The 16,653-nt window shown below is 61.5% G+C and carries 17 protein-coding genes; 6 read left to right on the top strand and 11 right to left on the bottom strand.

The genetic code is table 11. The features are described 5' to 3' along the window. The first annotated feature begins 2 nt into the window (after positions 1 to 2). From AAGF34_RS22850 to AAGF34_RS22835, 4 genes are all read left to right on the top strand, one after another. Complete coding sequence (locus AAGF34_RS22850; protein ID WP_342618003.1) at positions 3 to 935, top strand: FAD-binding protein; 933 nt, start codon at positions 3 to 5, stop codon at positions 933 to 935. 63 nt (positions 936 to 998) lie between these two features. Next, the gene (locus tag AAGF34_RS22845; RefSeq protein WP_342618002.1) at positions 999 to 2,789 is read left to right on the top strand and encodes an acyl-CoA dehydrogenase; all 1,791 of its coding nucleotides are present in this window, start codon (positions 999 to 1,001) and stop codon (positions 2,787 to 2,789) included. Positions 2,790 to 2,840: 51 nt separating this feature from the next. Next, positions 2,841 to 3,797, top strand: a complete 957-nt coding sequence (locus AAGF34_RS22840) for a nitronate monooxygenase family protein (protein ID WP_342618001.1) — start codon at positions 2,841 to 2,843, stop codon at positions 3,795 to 3,797. Between the two features lie 50 nt (positions 3,798 to 3,847). Continuing rightward, positions 3,848 to 4,234 carry an MAPEG family protein gene (locus AAGF34_RS22835; protein ID WP_342618000.1) on the top strand — a complete coding sequence of 129 codons (387 nt, stop codon included), beginning with the start codon at positions 3,848 to 3,850 and terminating at the stop codon, positions 4,232 to 4,234. On the opposite strand, the gene AAGF34_RS22830 is transcribed toward AAGF34_RS22835, so the two are convergent. The 4 genes from AAGF34_RS22830 to AAGF34_RS22815 form a co-directional block, all read right to left on the bottom strand. Continuing rightward, entirely contained in the window at positions 4,235 to 4,915 is a 681-nt protein-coding gene (locus AAGF34_RS22830) for a glutathione S-transferase (protein WP_342617999.1), read from the bottom strand. It abuts the gene before it with no gap. A gap of 11 nt (positions 4,916 to 4,926) precedes the next feature. Beyond that, complete coding sequence (locus tag AAGF34_RS22825) at positions 4,927 to 5,862, bottom strand: rhodanese-related sulfurtransferase (protein ID WP_342617998.1); 936 nt, start codon at positions 5,860 to 5,862, stop codon at positions 4,927 to 4,929. 19 nt (positions 5,863 to 5,881) lie between these two features. Continuing rightward, positions 5,882 to 6,676 carry a class III extradiol ring-cleavage dioxygenase gene (locus tag AAGF34_RS22820; RefSeq protein WP_342617997.1) on the bottom strand — a complete coding sequence of 265 codons (795 nt, stop codon included), beginning with the start codon at positions 6,674 to 6,676 and terminating at the stop codon, positions 5,882 to 5,884. A 129-nt stretch (positions 6,677 to 6,805) separates the two neighbouring features. Beyond that, positions 6,806 to 7,540, bottom strand: a complete 735-nt coding sequence (locus tag AAGF34_RS22815; RefSeq protein ID WP_342617996.1) for a siderophore-interacting protein — start codon at positions 7,538 to 7,540, stop codon at positions 6,806 to 6,808. 33 nt (positions 7,541 to 7,573) lie between these two features. Between AAGF34_RS22815 and AAGF34_RS22810 the strand changes: the two genes are divergently transcribed. After that, positions 7,574 to 8,038 carry a MarR family transcriptional regulator gene (locus AAGF34_RS22810; protein WP_342617995.1) on the top strand — a complete coding sequence of 155 codons (465 nt, stop codon included), beginning with the start codon at positions 7,574 to 7,576 and terminating at the stop codon, positions 8,036 to 8,038. A gap of 3 nt (positions 8,039 to 8,041) precedes the next feature. Here the strand turns inward: AAGF34_RS22810 and AAGF34_RS22805 are convergent, their stop codons facing one another. The 6 genes from AAGF34_RS22805 to AAGF34_RS22780 all read right to left on the bottom strand — a co-directional run bounded on the left by AAGF34_RS22805 (position 8,042) and on the right by AAGF34_RS22780 (position 14,212). Continuing rightward, entirely contained in the window at positions 8,042 to 9,406 is a 1,365-nt protein-coding gene (locus AAGF34_RS22805) for an MBL fold metallo-hydrolase (protein WP_342617994.1), read from the bottom strand. Positions 9,407 to 9,485: 79 nt separating this feature from the next. Continuing rightward, positions 9,486 to 10,622, bottom strand: a complete 1,137-nt coding sequence (gene dnaJ, locus AAGF34_RS22800; RefSeq protein WP_342617993.1) for a molecular chaperone DnaJ — start codon at positions 10,620 to 10,622, stop codon at positions 9,486 to 9,488. A gap of 90 nt (positions 10,623 to 10,712) precedes the next feature. Then, positions 10,713 to 12,659 (bottom strand): molecular chaperone DnaK, encoded by a 1,947-nt coding sequence (gene dnaK / locus AAGF34_RS22795; RefSeq protein ID WP_342617992.1) that lies wholly within the window; start codon positions 12,657 to 12,659, stop codon positions 10,713 to 10,715. Positions 12,660 to 12,749: 90 nt separating this feature from the next. After that, positions 12,750 to 13,313, bottom strand: a complete 564-nt coding sequence (gene grpE, locus AAGF34_RS22790) for a nucleotide exchange factor GrpE (RefSeq protein ID WP_342617991.1) — start codon at positions 13,311 to 13,313, stop codon at positions 12,750 to 12,752. 117 nt (positions 13,314 to 13,430) lie between these two features. Next, positions 13,431 to 13,784, bottom strand: coding sequence for an FKBP-type peptidyl-prolyl cis-trans isomerase (locus AAGF34_RS22785; protein ID WP_342617990.1), 354 nt, complete (start codon positions 13,782 to 13,784; stop codon positions 13,431 to 13,433). Positions 13,785 to 13,900: 116 nt separating this feature from the next. Beyond that, positions 13,901 to 14,212 (bottom strand): winged helix-turn-helix transcriptional regulator, encoded by a 312-nt coding sequence (locus AAGF34_RS22780; protein ID WP_342617989.1) that lies wholly within the window; start codon positions 14,210 to 14,212, stop codon positions 13,901 to 13,903. Between the two features lie 176 nt (positions 14,213 to 14,388). On the opposite strand from AAGF34_RS22780, the gene AAGF34_RS22775 reads away from it, so the two are divergent. Further along, positions 14,389 to 14,676 carry a late competence development ComFB family protein gene (locus AAGF34_RS22775; protein ID WP_342617988.1) on the top strand — a complete coding sequence of 96 codons (288 nt, stop codon included), beginning with the start codon at positions 14,389 to 14,391 and terminating at the stop codon, positions 14,674 to 14,676. A gap of 15 nt (positions 14,677 to 14,691) precedes the next feature. Here AAGF34_RS22775 and pabB read toward each other — a convergent pair whose 3' ends face one another. Beyond that, a complete protein-coding gene (gene pabB / locus AAGF34_RS22770; protein WP_342617987.1) occupies positions 14,692 to 16,575 on the bottom strand; it encodes an aminodeoxychorismate synthase component I in 1,884 nt (627 codons plus the stop codon). Between the last annotated feature and the right edge of the window lie 78 nt (positions 16,576 to 16,653).

Below are 16,653 nucleotides of genomic sequence, written 5' to 3'. Positions count from 1 at the left end.
CCATGACATCCCTCGTTATTGCCGAACACGACAACGCCAGCATCAAGCCCGCGACCCTCAACACCATCACCGCAGCCACCCAGCTCGGTGGCGATGTGCACGTGCTGGTGGCTGGCCACAACGCTGCAGCCGCTGCCGCCCAAGCCGCCCAGATCGCCGGTGTAGCCAAGGTCATCCATGCCGATGAGGCCGGTCTGGCCCACGGCCTGGCAGAAAACGTCACCGCCCAGGTGCTGGCCATTGCAGCCAACTACAGCCACATCGTGCTGGCTGCCACGCCCTCGGGCAAGAACATTGCGCCGCGCATTGCCGCCAATCTGGATGTGGGTCAGGTGAGCGACATCACCAAGGTGGTGAGCCCCGACACCTTTGAGCGTCCCATCTATGCGGGCAACGCCATTGCCACGGTGCAGGCGCTGGATGCCACCAAGGTGCTGACGGTGCGCACCACGGGCTTTGACCCGGCAGCTGCCACCGGTGGCAGTGCTGCAGTGGAAACTGCAAGTGCAGTCGTCGCAGCAACCAGCGTGAGCTTCCTGGGCTCGGAGATTGCCAAGAACGACCGCCCGGAGCTCACCAGCGCCAAGATCATCGTGAGCGGCGGCCGTGCCCTGGGTTCATCCGAGAAGTTCACCGAGGTCATCACCCCACTGGCCGACAAGCTCAATGCGGCCATGGGTGCAAGCCGTGCGGCGGTGGATGCGGGCTACGCGCCCAACGACTGGCAAGTGGGCCAGACCGGCAAGATCGTGGCACCCCAGCTCTACATTGCCGTAGGCATCAGTGGCGCCATCCAGCACCTGGCGGGCATGAAGGACTCCAAGGTGATCGTGGCCATCAACAAGGATGGCGAGGCTCCGATCTTCTCGGTGGCGGACTACGGTCTGGAGGCGGACCTCTTCACCGCAGTACCGGAGCTGGTCAAGGCGCTGTAATTTGCGCAGGTTAGAAGGGCATCCAGAGTGGTGCCCTTTTTTTGTATCTTTTTGGAGTTTGTCATGAGTTTTGTTGCCCCCGTCAAGGACATGCTGTTCAACATCGAGCACCTTGCCAACATCGAACAGATTGCCCAAATCCCGGCCTTTGCCGATGCAGGGCTGGACACGGCACAGGCTGTGCTGGAGGAAGCCGCCAAGTTCACCGAAGGCGTGCTCGCTCCCCTGAACTGGGAAGGCGACAAGAACCCCACCAGCTGGAAGGACGGTGTGGTCACCGCAACGCCGGGTTTCAAGGAGGCGTTCAAGCAATTCGCAGAAGGCGGCTGGCAAGGTCTGCAGCACCCGGCTGACTTCGGCGGCCAGGGCCTGCCCAAGACCATTGGCGCGGCCTGCATCGAAATGACCAACAGCGCCAACCTGAGCTTTGCGCTGTGTCCGCTGCTGAGCGACGGCGCCATTGAAGCCTTGTTGACCGCAGGATCTGACGAACTCAATGCGGTCTATCTGGAAAAACTCGTCAGCGGCGCCTGGACCGGCACCATGAACCTGACGGAGCCGCAAGCGGGCTCCGATCTGGCCGCCGTGCGCACCCGTGCCGAACCGCTGCCGGATGGCACCTACAAGATCTTCGGCACCAAGATATTCATCACCTGGGGTGAGCACGACATGGCCGAGAACATCGTGCACCTGGTGCTGGCCCGCGTGCAGGGCGCGCCCGAAGGCGTGAAGGGAATCTCCCTCTTTGTGGTACCCAAATTCCTGGTCAACGCGGACGGCTCCCTGGGCGCGCGCAACGATGTGCACTGCGTGAGCATCGAACACAAGATGGGCATCAAGGCCAGCCCGACGGCCGTGCTGCAGTACGGTGATCACGGCGGTGCCATCGGTTATCTGGTAGGCCAGGAGAACCGCGGCCTGGAGTACATGTTCATCATGATGAATGCGGCCCGCTATGCGGTGGGTGTGCAGGGCATCGCGGTGGCCGAGCGCGCCTACCAGAAGGCCGTGACCTTTGCCCGCGAACGCGTGCAGAGCCGCCCGGTAGATGGCTCCATGCCCAGCGCAGCACCCATCATCCACCACCCCGATGTGCGCCGCATGCTCATGACCATGCGCGCCTACACCGAGGGTTGCCGTGCGATGGCATCGGTTGCTGCCAGTGCCTACGACGCCGCCCACCACCATCCGGACGCCGACACGCGCAAGGCCAACCAGGCCTTCTATGAATTCATGGTGCCCCTGGTCAAGGGGTACAGCACCGAGATGAGCCTGACCGTGACTTCACTGGCGGTGCAGGTGCATGGCGGCATGGGTTTCATCGAAGAGACCGGTGTGGCGCAGTACTACCGCGATGCCAAGATCCTCACCATCTACGAAGGCACTACCGCCATCCAATCCAACGACCTGGTGGGCCGCAAGACGGCACGCGACGGTGGCCAGACAGCCAAAGGCATTGCCAGCCAGATCGCAGCGACCGAAGCCGAGCTGGTGCAAAGCGGTTCGGCAAACGCAGCGGCCGTAGCCAAGCGCCTGAAGGCTGCGCGCGAGGCGTTCCTGCAGGTGGTGGACTTTGTGGCTGGCAATACCAAGGCCAGCCCGAATGCGGTGTTTGCAGGCAGCGTGCCTTATCTGATGCTGGCCGGCAATGTCATGGCCGGCTGGCAGCTCGCACGCGCATTGTTGGTGGCAGAGAAGGCAGTGGCTGCAGGCACCGACGTGCCGTTCATGCAGGCCAAGATCACCACCGCGCGCTTTTACGCCGACCACATCCTGAGCCAGGTACCCGGTGTGCGCGATGCCATTGTTGAAGGCGCTGACAGCGTGACCAGCATGGCGCTGGATGCGTTCTGAAGACAAGACAAAGCCCAGACAACGATAAACACAAAGAGAGAGACTCGCCCCATGTCCAAACTGCCTTCTCCGCTAGACCGCCTGCCGTTTCCGGTCATTGGTTCACCGCTCTTCATCATCAGCAATCCCAAGCTGGTGATTGCCCAATGCATCGCCGGCGTGGTGGGCTCCATGCCCGCACTCAACGCCCGGCCTGCTGAGCAACTGGAAGAGTGGCTGATCGAAATCACCGAGGCACTGGCCGCGCACAACGCAGCGCATCCGGACCGTCCCGCAGCGCCCTTTGCCATCAACCAGATCGTGCACAAGAGCAACGAGCGGCTGGAACACGACATGGCGCTGTGCGTCAAGTACAAGGTACCGATCATCATCACGTCGCTGGGTGCACGGGAAGACGTGAACGCCGCGGCGCATTCTTATGGCGGTGTGGTGCTGCATGACATCATCAACAACAAGCATGCACACAAGGCCATCGAGAAGGGTGCTGACGGTTTGATCGCGGTGGCTGCAGGTGCCGGCGGGCATGCGGGCGTGAAGAGTCCGTTTGCATTGGTGCAGGAAATCCGCCAGTGGTTCGACGGTCCGTTGGTGCTCAGCGGTTCCATCGCCACCGGCGGCGCCGTGCTGGCAGCACAGGCTATGGGCGCGGACTTTGCCTACATTGGTTCGGCCTTCATTGCCACAGCGGAAGCGCGTGCGCCTGAGGCCTACAAGCAATGCGTCGTCGACAGCAACTCGGACGATATCGTCTACAGCAACCTGTTTACCGGCGTGCACGGCAACTACCTGGCACCCAGCATCCGTGCCGCTGGCATGGATCCCGACAACCTGCCGGTCAGCGACCCGAGTGCCATGAACTTTGGTGGAGAAAAAGCCAAAGCCTGGAAGGAAATCTGGGGTTGCGGCCAGGGCATTGGTGCCGTGACCAAGGTGCAGACTGCGGGTGAGTACATCGCCCAGCTCAAGCGCGAATATGCGGAAGCCCGGGCGCGTCTGCTCGCACTTTGAGCGCATGATCCGCCTTGCGCGCTGGTTGCGTTTTCAACAAGGAATAAGACATGGTTTGGATTGACCTGGTGGCCGTGCTGGCCTTGCTGCAGATGATCTTCTTTGCGGTGCTGGTCGCGCTGGCGCGTACCCGCTATCAGGTGCATGCACCCGCCACCACGGGACATCCCCAGTTTGAACGCCTCTACCGGGTGCAGATGAATACGCTGGAATTGATCGTGGTCCTGTTGCCGGGGCTGTATCTTGCTTCGCATTACTGGTCACCCCAGCCCGTGGCGTGGGGCGGCGCCATCTATCTTGTGGGCCGCATGGTGTACTGGAAGTCGTATGCCAAGGACCCCGCCAGCCGCAGCCTGGGTTATGGGCTCAGCGTTTTCCCGGTGCTGGCCATGCTGGGAGCCGCCCTGCTGGGCATTGTCCTCAAGGTCGTGGTCTGACTACTGCAGATTGGGCCGATCTGAACCGGGCAACGCAAAGCGGGTGATACGGGGCGCGTCGCCCGCCTGCCATGGTGGTACTTTTTCCATGATGGCCTGAAAGGCCGCAGAATCCTCGAAGCGCTTTAGCCACTGCGCCAGTTGCGGCCAATCCTGTGCGGCAAACCATTGCGGATCGGTGTGGGCAAACTGCCGTACAAAGGGCGCAATTGCAGCATCCAGAAATCCCCATTGCACGCCATGCAAGCATGGGTTTGTTGACAGGCGCTCGGCCAATGGGCGCAAGAATTCGCTACCGGCCTCCCTGTGGGCCAAGCCATCAGCCAACGCAAAGCGGGCAGGGTACTTGTAGCGATCCAGGGCTTGCTTGAAAGGGCCGTCATTCAATGCAATGCAGTTCAGCGCGTCTTGCATGGCCGTCTCATCGGCGGGCAACCAATGGTGTTCATCGCCTTGCTGCAGGGCCCAGAGCATGATGTCCAGACTCTGCTCAATCACTTGGCCGTCAGGGAGCAGCAGCACCGGCACAGTTCCCTTGGTGGATGCCATAAGCATCTGCCGCGGCTTGTCCCTGAGCAGAATTTCGCGCAGCTCGACTTCCACGCCACTGGCCTGCAATGCCAGCCGCGCACGCATGGCGTACGGGCAGCGGCGAAAGGAATAGAGAACCGGCAGGGTCATATGAACAGGCCCTAGGCGGCGTCACCAATATGTGTGCGTTGCCGGGCCTTGGCCAGCTCCCACTGGCGTTGGCGTTCCCGGGCGCCGTTCTTCTGCGCCTCACTGGTGTGGGCATGGCAACGCGGGCAACTGACGCCAGCCTCATACAGCGGCGACTCCATGGCGCCGTCCTCCAGTGGCTGGCGGCAGGCGCGGCACAGCGCGTGCGAGCCGGGCACCAGGCCGTGGCCCACCGATACCCGCTCATCGAACACAAAGCACTCGCCTTGCCACAGACTCTGTTCTGGCGGCACCGTCTCCAGGTACTTGAGAATGCCGCCCTCCAGGTGATAGACCTCGTCATAGCCCTGGGCACGCATGTAGGCGGTCGACTTTTCACATCGGATGCCGCCGGTGCAGAACATGGCGACCTTGGGCTTCTTCCCTTGTGCGGTGGTATGTGCCAGTGGCTCGGACTGCTGGACCCAGGCGGGCAGTTCGGCAAAGGTACGGATGTGCGGATTGATGGCATGGGCAAACGTGCCAATCTCCACCTCGTAATCGTTGCGCGTGTCCACTACCACCACGTCGGGATCGCTGATGAGTGCGTTCCAGTCCTGCGGCTTGACGTAGGTACCGGCCATCTGGGTGGGGCTGATGCCCGGTACATTGAGGGTGACGATCTCTTTCTTCAGCCGCACCTTCATGCGGTGAAAAGGGGCTTTGTGTGACCAGGATTCCTTGTGCGGCAGGTCGGCCAGCAGCGGGTCGGAGCGCAGAAAGGCCAAGACGGCATGCACGTCCTCTGCAGCCCCGGCAATGGTGCTGTTGATGCCTTCACGCGCCAACAGGATCAGGCCCTTGACGTTGTGCTGTTGGCATAGGGCCAGCAGCGGCGCCTTGCGGCTCTCGAAGTCGGGAAGGTCGACGAACTTGTAAAAAGCCGCAGTCAGAAAGGGGGCAGACATGCCCGTATTTTGCAACGCTTCAATCAAACGCCCAGGCACCCAGGCAACTCGGGCCCACGGCGCCACGCCAGAGTCGGCGTGCCGGTTGGTTCGAGCCCGCGCCGCTGGCCACCATCAAGGGCAGTAGATGCTCTTCGCGCGGATGGGACGCACGGCCGCCGGGTGCGCTGCTCCACTGCGCCAAATGCCGGGTGCGCCCGTCGCGGTCAGTGCTCAGCGCCGTGTCCAGCCAGTCGTGAAAGGCAAAGGACGCGGGAGCCGCCGCCTGGAAGTCGCGCAGGTTGTGATAGCTCATTCCCGAACCCACGATCAGCACGCCCTCGTCGCGCAGAGGTGCCAGGGCTGCGCCCAGCGCGCAATGCAGGGCAGGGTCCAGACTGGCTTGCAACGACATGGCCACGACCGGAACGTGCGCCTCGGGGTAGATAACTTTGAGCGGTATGAAGACACCGTGGTCCCAGCCGTATTGCGGATCAACCCGGGATGCATGTCCCGCAGAGCGCAGCAAACTGGCAGCCCGTTCCGCCAACTCCGAATTCCCCGGAGCCGGGTACTGCAGCGCATAGGTTTCTGGCGGGAAGCCGTAGTAGTCGTATATCAGTTCGGGGTGCAGGCCGCCGGTAAAACTGGGCACGGACTCTTCCCAATGGGCAGTCACAATCAGTATGGCTGCGGGCTGGGCGGGCAACAGCGAGGGGATGCTGCGCAGGAAATCTTCGGTGGCCTGGTAGCGCTGTTTGCGCTCACCGGTCATGAAAAATGAGGGGCCACCCCCGTGGGGCAGGTACACGGCGGGCATGCGCACAGTGGTCATGGGTGTTCCAATGGGTTGAGCCGCCATTTTGCGGCAGGTAAAGAGCGCGTATCGCCATAGCTGCTATGTGCCATTGGCATGACTTGGCGCACACGTTTCATGCAAGCACTCTCACTGCGTGCGCGCCAGTTACAAGGTCTCGTGAAAGTCGGCAGCGCCGGCTTTCCAGTACGCAGAAATGCGTGAAGCCTCGCGCGGCAATTGGCGCCCATTGATGAGTACCTCGCGCGCCTGGACCATGACGGATGCTTCACCGGCGCACCACACAAAACCTTCGCCCGCAGGCAACGGCGTATTGCGCAAGGCGTCCACCCACGCACGCGCATCAGTCAACCAGTGAACCTGCGCTGCACTGCGGGAAGTCGGCAACTGGCGGTCCAGCGGGTCGGCGATCTGTGCAAACACCAGGGCCGTGCTGCCTGTGGGAAGCTCCAGCAGCCTGCGACGTATGGCGGGCAGGGCAGAGGCGTCGCCCGCCAGCAGATGCCAGTCGTAATCGGTGGGCACGATCATGGAACCCTTGGGGCCGCCAATGACGGCTGCATCGCCAACACGGGCCTGCCGCGCCCATTCGCAGGCCGCGCCATGGGCATGCAGTGCGAATTCCAGCGTCAGTTCGCCGCGAGCCGTATTGATGTGCGTGGGCGTGAAGTCGCGCATGGCGGTTGCGCCGTTGCGGTCCGGGATGATGAGTTTGACATGGTCGTCAAACGACAGCGATACAAAGCTGTGGAGTGATTCACTTGCAAAGGTGAGGGACAGAAAGCCAGGGCTTGGTGCTTCGATACGGCTGATGTGCACGTCGCGCCGGAGCAATTCGTGCCGCACACGCTGAATGCGGCGCAAGGGGGATGCAATGGTCATGTGTTTGCAATCTAGTTGATAATGTCATCTATTATGAAAAAAGAAGTTGATATTGTCAACCAATTGCCTTTTGCGTCCGAGGACGATGTGCTGGAGCTCATCCACGCCGTGATGCATCAGGTACGCGCGCGCCACGGGCGAGCCGCTCCCGATGGGGGCCAATCCATCGCGCACATGGAGGGCAAGGTGATGAATTTCTTTGCCCGGCACCCGGGGGCCACGCAGAGCGATCTGGTTGTGCACTCAGGCCGTGACAAGGGGCAAGTCGCGCGCCTGCTGGCGGGCATGAAAGACAAAGGCCTGCTGGAGTCCGTCACTGACGAAAAGGACCGCAGGGTGGTGCGCCACTTCCTGACCGAAAAGGCAAAGGACCTGCATGCCGACGTCAAACGCCAGCGTCAGCAGCTTTCTCGGTTGGCGGTGGCAGGGTTCAGTGCGCAGCAGAAGCAGCAACTGCTGGAGTTGCTGCGCCAGGTGCAGAACAACCTGCGTGAATAGACCCTAGGTCGGCCAGGTGGAGCCGTGCTCCGGCACCATGGCGCGCCAGCCGAGTTCCCGCGAGATGCGGGCGCGCAACGCGTCCGAAGCCTGCAGCTCGCCATGCACCACATACACCTGTGACGGGGCAGAGGGCATGGTCTTGAGCCAGTTCAAAAGCTGGCCGGCATCCGCATGGGCCGAGGCCGATTGCAGTGACACGATTTCAGCCTGGACTTCCACATCGCGGCCATGGATGCGCACCGAACGCGCGCCGCTGGCCAGCGTGGCACCGCGTGTACCGGGCGCCTGGTATCCGGTCAGGATGATCATGTTGCGGTGGTTGCCGGCATGCTGCGCCAGATGGTGCAATACGCGCCCGCCAGTGGCCATGCCGCTGGCCGAGAGAATCACCATGGGGCCATGGCGTGTGGCCAGGGCCTTGGACTCGTCGGTGCTGCTGACCATGGTGGCACTGTGGGTGAGGGCACGTACCTCCGCTCCGGTAAGCCGGTGTTCGCCGGGATGCGATTCAAACAAATGCGTGGTGTGGACCGCCATGGGGCTGTCCAGAAACACCGGCAGACCCTTGGGCACTTCACCGCGCGCCTTGAGCTGGTTGATGGCGTGCAGGATGGCCTGTGCCCGGCCCACCGCAAAAACGGGAACCACGGCCACGCCACCGCGTGCAGCCAACCGGTGCAGTGCGGGGCCGAGTTCAGCCAGCACATCATCCAGTGGATGGGTACGGTCACCGTAGGTGGATTCGATCAACACCGTATCCGCAGCAGGTGCCCTGTCGGGTGGATTCATCAGCGAATCGTCGGGTCGGCCCAGGTCACCGGAGAACAGAATGCGGCGCCCGGCCAACTCCAGCAGAATGCTGGAGGCGCCCAGGATGTGGCCCGCAGATTGAAAGGTGGCTTGCCAGCCGGGGATGGGCTGGAACGTAACGCCCATGTTGACTGACTTGATCAGGGGCAGACAGTCCAGCGCGTCCTGGCGCGTGTACAAGGGCAAGGCTGGTGCATGTTTGGAAAAGCCATGGCGGTTGGCAAACAGGGCGTCCTCTTCCTGGATATGGCCGCTGTCGGGCAACAGGATCTTGCACAGGTCGCGCGTGCCGGTGGATGCGTACACATGGCCTGCGAAACCTTCCTTGGCCAGCAGGGGCAGGTAGCCGCTGTGGTCCAGATGGGCATGGGTCAGCAGCACCGCATCGATGGTATCGGGCACCACGGGCAGCGGGCTCCAATTGCGCAGACGCAGTTGCTTGTAACCCTGGAACAGCCCGCAGTCCACCAGCAGGCTTTTGCCTTCGTGGCGGACCAGGTACTTGGAGCCGGTGACCGTGTTGGCCCCGCCCAAGAAGGTAATGCTTACGCCCATGATTGTCTATCCCCAAAAAGAAATGCCGTCTGATCCTTTATAGACCGGACGGCATGATTTGCCCAGCGACTGGGTCAGCTTAGCTGAAGAAACTCTTCAGGCGATCGGCCCAGGTGTCGCCCGAAGGAGAGTGCTTGCTGCCTCCCTTCTTGAACGACTCATCAAGCTCGCGCAACAGCTTGCGCTGGTGCTCGCTGAGCTTGACCGGCGTTTCCACCACGATGTGGCAGTAGAGGTCGCCGGGGTAGCTAGAGCGCACACCCTTGATGCCCTTGCCGCGCAGACGGAACTGCTTGCCGGTCTGGGTGCCTTCGGGAATGTCGATGGCAGCCTTGCCCGCCAGCGTGGGTACATCAATCTCGCCACCCAGGGCAGCAGTGATCATGCTGATAGGCACAGAGCAGTGGATGTCATCGCCGTCGCGTTCGAAGATGTCGTGCTTCTTGAGCCGGATCTCGATGTACAGATCGCCTGCGGGGCCGCCATTGGTGCCGGGTTCGCCATTGCCTGCGCTGCGGATGCGCATGCCTGCATCGATACCAGCGGGGATTTTGACTTCCAGCGTCTTCTGGCGCTTGATCTTGCCCTGGCCATGGCAGGCGGTGCAAGGTTCAGGAATGACCTTGCCATTGCCGCGGCAGGTAGGGCAGGTCTGTTGCACGCTGAAAAAGCCCTGGCGCATCTGCACATTGCCGCTGCCGCCGCAGGTGCTGCAGGTCTTGACCTGGGTGCCGGGCTTGGCGCCGCTGCCCTTGCAGGTGTCGCAGTTGTCCCAACTGGGGATGCGGATCTGGGCGTCCTTGCCCTTGGCCGCTTCTTCCAGCGTGATTTCCATGGCGTAGCTCAGGTCGCTGCCACGGTAGACCTGACGGCCACCGCCGGCGCGACCGCGCTGCTGGCCGAACATGTCGCCAAAGATGTCGCCGAAGGCTTCGGCAAATCCGCCAAAGCCTTCCGCACCAGGACCGCCCGCACCGCGGTTGGGGTCCACACCGGCATGGCCATACTGGTCGTAGGCGGCGCGCTTCTGCGCGTCCGACAGCATTTCGTAGGCCTCTTTGGCCTCCTTGAATTTCTCTTCTGCGACTTTGGAGCTGTCACCCTGGTTGCGGTCCGGGTGGTACTTCATTGCCAGTTTGCGATAGGCCTTCTTGATGTCCTCTTCGCTGGCGTTCTTGGGTACGCCCAGAATTTCGTAAAAGTCTCGTTTGGCCATGTTCAGTTTGGGTCTGTTTACAACGAAGAAGCCGCGTTGAGCCACCCAAGGTGTTCAACGCGGCGCAGGGGGCGAAAAACGCCCGGGTGATTAGCCCTTCTTGACTTCCTTGACTTCGGCGTCCACCACATTGTCGTCCGCGGGCTTGGTGGAGGCTTGCGCGCTTTCGTGCGCAGCACCTTCCGTGCCACCGGCTTCGGCAGCCTGCTTGGCCTGCATGTCGGCGTACATCTTCTCGCCCAGCTTCTGGCTGGCAGCCATCAGTGCTTCACTCTTGGCCTTGATCGCGTCCTTGTCGTCGGACTTGAGCACGTCTTCCACTTCCTTGAGGGCGGCCTCGATCTTTTCCTTCTCACCGGCTTCGAGCTTGTCGCCGTACTCGCCCAGGCTCTTCTTGACGCTGTGGGCATTGGCTTCGGCTTCATTGCGGGCCTGCACCAGTTCCAGCTTCTTCTTATCGTCGGCAGCGTTCAGCTCGGCGTCTTTCACCATTTGTTGGATCTCAGCTTCGGTCAGACCGGAGTTGGCCTTGATGGTGATCTTGTTTTCCTTGCCGGTGCCCTTGTCCTTGGCGCCCACGTGCAGGATGCCGTTGGCGTCGATGTCGAACGACACTTCAATCTGCGGCACGCCACGGGCTGCTGGCGGAATGCCTTCCAGGTTGAACTCACCCAGCAGCTTGTTGGCAGAGGCGATCTCGCGTTCACCCTGGAACACCTTGATGGTCACGGCAGGCTGGTTGTCGTCCGCGGTGGAGAAGGTCTGTGCAAACTTGGTCGGGATGGTCGTGTTCTTGGTGATCATCTTGGTCATCACGCCGCCCAGGGTTTCGATACCCAGGGACAAAGGTGTCACGTCCAACAGCAGCACGTCCTTGCGGTCACCGGACAGCACCTGGCCTTGAATGGCAGCACCCACGGCGACGGCTTCATCGGGGTTCACGTCCTTGCGCGGCTCCTTGCCGAACAGTTCCTTGACCTTTTCCTGCACCTTGGGCATGCGGGTCATACCACCCACCAGAATCACGTCATGGATGTCGGCAGCGGACACGCCAGCGTCCTTCATGGCAGTGCGGCAGGGAGCGATGGTGCGCTCGATCAGTTCCTCGACCAGGCTTTCCAGCTTGGCGCGGGTGAGCTTGATGTTCAGGTGCTTGGGGCCGGAGGCATCGGCAGTCACATAGGGCAGGTTGATGTCGGTCTGCGCGCTGCTGGAGAGCTCGATCTTCGCCTTTTCGGCGGCTTCCTTCAGGCGTTGCAGGGCCAGCACGTCCTTGCTCAGGTCCACGCCTTGTTCTTTCTTGAACTCGCTGATGATGAAGTCGATGACGCGCTGGTCAAAGTCTTCGCCACCCAGGAAGGTGTCACCGTTGGTGGACAGCACTTCGAATTGCTTTTCTCCATCGACATCGGCGATTTCAATGATGGACACGTCAAAGGTACCGCCGCCCAGGTCATACACAGCGATCTTGCGGTCGCCCTTTTCATTTTTGTCCAGACCGAAGGCCAGTGCGGCTGCAGTCGGTTCATTGATGATGCGCTTGACATCCAGACCAGCGATGCGGCCAGCGTCCTTGGTGGCTTGGCGCTGGGCGTCATTGAAGTAGGCCGGCACGGTGATCACGGCCTCGGTCACGGCTTCACCCAGGTAGTCTTCGGCAGTCTTCTTCATCTTGCGCAGAACGTCGGCGCTGACCTGTTGGGGCGCAAGACGGTTGCCGCGCACTTCCACCCAGGCGTCACCGTTGTCGGCAGCAGCAATCTTGTAGGGCATCAGGTCGATGTCCTTTTGCACTTCCTTTTCGGTGAACTTGCGGCCGATCAGGCGCTTGACTGCGTACAGCGTGTTCTTAGGGTTGGTCACGGCCTGGCGCTTGGCGGATGCACCGACCAGCACTTCGCCGTCTTCCTGGTAAGCAATGATGGAGGGCGTGGTACGCGCGCCTTCTGCGTTCTCGATCACTTTGGCCGTATTGCCTTCCATGATGGCAACGCAGCTGTTGGTGGTACCGAGGTCAATGCCGATGATTCTTCCCATGATTTACTCCTGATAATTCAAAAAATTCAGATGTGGATAACTTGTGGGCTACTTGTGTGCTTTCAAGCCCATTTGGTGGATTACTTGTGATTACTTGGGAGCTGCCACAGTGACCAGGGCAGGGCGCAGCACGCGGTCTGCGATGGAGTAGCCCTTTTGCAGCACGGTGACGACCGTGTTGGCTTCCTGCTCGGCAGGCACCATGCTGATGGCCTGGTGCTGATGCGGGTCAAATCGTGTTCCCGCGGCGGGGTTGATGGCCACCACCTTGTTGCGTTCCAGCGCGGCAACCAGCTGGCGCAAGGTGGCTTGGGCACCTTCGCGGATCTGTTCAACCGTAGCGTCCTTGATGATCAGACCGGCTTCCAGGCTGTCGGCAACCGGCAGCAGGCTTTCGGCAAAGCTTTCCACCGCGAACTTGCGCGCCTTGGAGATTTCGTCTTCAGCACGGCGACGGGCGTTTTCTGCTTCTGCCTTGGCGCGCAGGAACTGGTCGGCCAGATCCGCACTTTTGGCCTGCAGCGTAGCCAGTTCGGCTTGCAGCTTGGGCAGGGCGTCCGCTTCATGCGCATTCAGGGTGGCAATGAGCTCCTCGGCACTTTGCTGGCTTTGCGTGGATTCAGTGGGAGTGGGGTTGGAAGTTGGTTCAGTCATGCTGGATGGGGTGCCGCAGTGGCTGCTAATAAAACGTTGCCCAGCACATGGGGGCAATCGGGAAGGTTTCAAGTACTCGCTAACACAAATTGTGTAGGCGGGGACGGGCTAGGGGAATCAGCCGATGACGTCCAGCAGTTCGACGTCGAACTTGAGCGTGGCGTTGGGAGGAATCACGCCGCCCGCACCGCGTGCGCCATAGCCCAGGGCGGCAGGGATGATCAGGGTACGGGCGCCGCCCACCTTCATGCCTGCCACGCCTTCGTCCCAACCCTTGATGACCATGCCAGCACCCAGACCAAAGACAAAGGGGTCATTGCGGTCCTTGCTGGAGTCAAACTTGGCGCCTTGCACGCCGTCGTTGTAGAGCCAGCCGGTGTAGTGCACCTTGACGCGCTTGCCAGCGACCGCTTGCGTGCCGCTGCCCTCGACCGTGTCCAGATACTGAAGTCCGCTTGTAGTGGTTTGCATGAAGTTTCCTTGGGGTTATGCGTGATGGCGCAGGGCACCAATCCTGCGCTCCTGATTCGGCAGCGCGGGCAAACCGGCAATTATGCCGCAAGGCCTCTGAGCCGGGCCTATGGGAATTACTTCACTTTCTTGGTCAGCCCGGCTGCCCAACGGGTGGCGAATGCAGGCAACTCAGCCAGTCTTTTGGCCAGATCGGAGCCGGCCGGGGTCAGGCAGTAGCCTTCGCTGACATGGGTGACGAACCCCGCTTCGCGCAGTTCCTTGATACGGGTGTTCAGTGTGTTGGGGGTGATTCCGCCCACGCTGTCCTGCAAAAGCCGGAAGGTCTGTGCGTGCCCATCCCTCAGAGCCCAGATCACTCGCATGGCATAGCGGGATTCCAGCAAACCCAGCAACTGTCCCAGAGCCTGCGATTCTTTTGCACTCATGCACTCAACCTTCTTTTAGCAACGCGTTTTCTTGCCAGCTTATCGCAATTCAGGCCTTGCTACAAGATTCATAGCTAAGAGTCGGCCAAATGGTTGTCTTGCACTTGTCAGTGCCCTGGCGTGGTGCTAAGGTGTCCGGCAGTCAAAAGGCACATGGCCCGCAATGGAGAAAATAAATGGAATACAACTTTGATCAGGTCCACAATTATTACGAACGCCTGGTATTCGAGGAAGTCGCTGTCCGCGCGCAAAGCGAGGCATATAGCCACTTCACCCCTGACATGCTGGCCGACGTGGCCTGTCTCTCGCTGAACCGGCTGCCCGCCCGCTATGTGCGCCACGATGTGGACATGATGTTCTACCTCACCGAGCAGGAGCGCCATGCGATCGAGCAGTCGCTTGATGAGGTGCTGAAGTTCTCTTTCGGCTTTGTGCAGGAGCGCCTGGCCCGCTCGGCGCGCTGATCCGGCACTACTTACTCAAACCCGCTGCACATCTCCTGTTGCATCGCGCACCCACTGCGCGCGCTGCAGGCCGCGTAGCGCGCTGCAGACCATCAGGGCTTGCGCTGACAGTGCGTCCTGCAGGTGCAGCACTTTCTCGGTGATGTGGGGGCAGCGCTCCAGCAGGCGCGTGCGCATCACGCCTCTCAATACGCCGCTGGCCAGCGGCGGTGTGTACCACCGACCGTTGGATTGGATCAGCAGGTTGCTGCGTGCGCCTTCGCTCAACTCTCCCAGCGCGTTGACAAAGATGGTGTCAAACGCGTCCAGTGCCACGGCCTTCCGGATGGCCGCGTCGTAGCCGCTGCGCAAGGATGTCTTGTGCATCAACAGGGCAGTCTCATGCGGTGGCAGCAGGGTGTCCGACAAGACCAGACGCGCCGGACCGAGGGCCAATGGCGGCAGCGCTGCATGCTGCACGGTCATGCTGCCATCGTGGCACAGGTCCAGACGCATCCGGTACTGCTGCGTCGGCTCCAGCGTGGCGAGCTTCTGCTGCAACACCTCGTCCATGTCCTGCTCATCCATGCGAAAGCCCAAGGCCTCTGCGCTGCCCTGCAAACGGCGGCGATGGTGGTTGAGGTGGTGGATGCGGCCGTGGCTCACGCGCATGGTTTCAAACAAGGTGAAGCCCGGGTCCATGGCAGTGAGGAAGCGGGCCTTGGCCTGGGTTTCGGCATATTCCGTGTGCGCGTCTGAATCCAGCACCACCCCACTGCCCACGCCCAGGGTGACAGGCCTGCGCCCGGCCTGGGCAGCGCCCAGGGTCAAGGTTCGGATGGCAACCGACAGGCAGAAATCTCCCATTGCTGCATGCGCCTTGGGCGCATCTATCCAGCCGATGGCGCCGCAGTACAGGCCGCGCGGCGAAGACTCGAGATCGGCAATCAGGTCCATGGTGTGCAGCTTGGGCGCCCCAGTGATGGAGCCACAGGGAAACAGGGCGCGCAATACCTCAGCAAATCCCACGCCATCACGCAAGGTCGAAGTCACCGTAGACGTCATCTGGTGCACGGTGGTGTAGGTTTCAATCGAAAAGAGATGCGGGACCCGGACCGAGCCTATCGATGAAATGCGCCCCAGGTCATTGCGCAGCAAGTCCACGATCATCACGTTCTCGGCGCGGTTCTTGGTGTCGTGCTGCAACCAACGGGCCTGCTGCTGGTCGGCTTCAACATCCTGCAGGCGCGCAGCGGTTCCCTTCATGGGTCGGGCAGTCAGTTGCCCGACGTGGTGACGCAGAAACAGTTCCGGGGACGCAGAGATAACCCATTGGGCATCTTGATCAGTTCCGCCATCCTTTGAACCGGGCAGGCATGCCAACGCACCAAAGGCCACGGGCTGCATGCTGCGCAGGCGCCGGTACAGCGCCACAGGAGAACCATACTGTGACCCCTGCATCCGCAGGGTGTAGTTCACCTGGTAGGTCTCACCCCGGCTGATCAGGTCGCGAATGCGCGCAATGTCACTCGCGAATCGCTCGGGTGTTACGCTGCTCTGCAGATCGCATACGCCTGCGGCACCGGGCGCATCGCAGCCTTCGCGCTGTGCCAGCCACTGGGATACGGCATCTGCGCAGAGGTGCTGCAGAGAACGAAAAAGGAATACACGCAACGCGCTGGCGTCGTCCTGCGCGAGCGCAGCCAGTCCTGCTTGCTGGAGCTTGCTGCCCCATTCGTAGTCGATGAAGAGCGCCGCATGCAGGCCCGCTTGCTGGTCGGTCTGCACCAACTGCCAGAAGGCGTCCAGCGACTGCGCATCGGTGCAGCGGCGCTCATGCACAAACCCGCTGTACAGCCTGCTGGTGGGACTCTGCGCCGTGGCATCACAGTCGTCCAGCAGGACAAATACGTCATCCAAAGCAACTCCTCATCAGGGGAAAAGCCTCTGCGCTGGCGCAGAGGCGTCCCGGCGCAACACCGGGAACCGTATCCCTGA

Source organism: Rhodoferax sp. GW822-FHT02A01 (genome assembly GCF_038784515.1).
Lineage (GTDB): Bacteria > Pseudomonadota > Gammaproteobacteria > Burkholderiales > Burkholderiaceae_C > Allorhodoferax.
The sequence above is the reverse complement of the archived record's forward strand: the minus strand, read 5'-3'. Positions and strand labels throughout refer to the sequence as shown.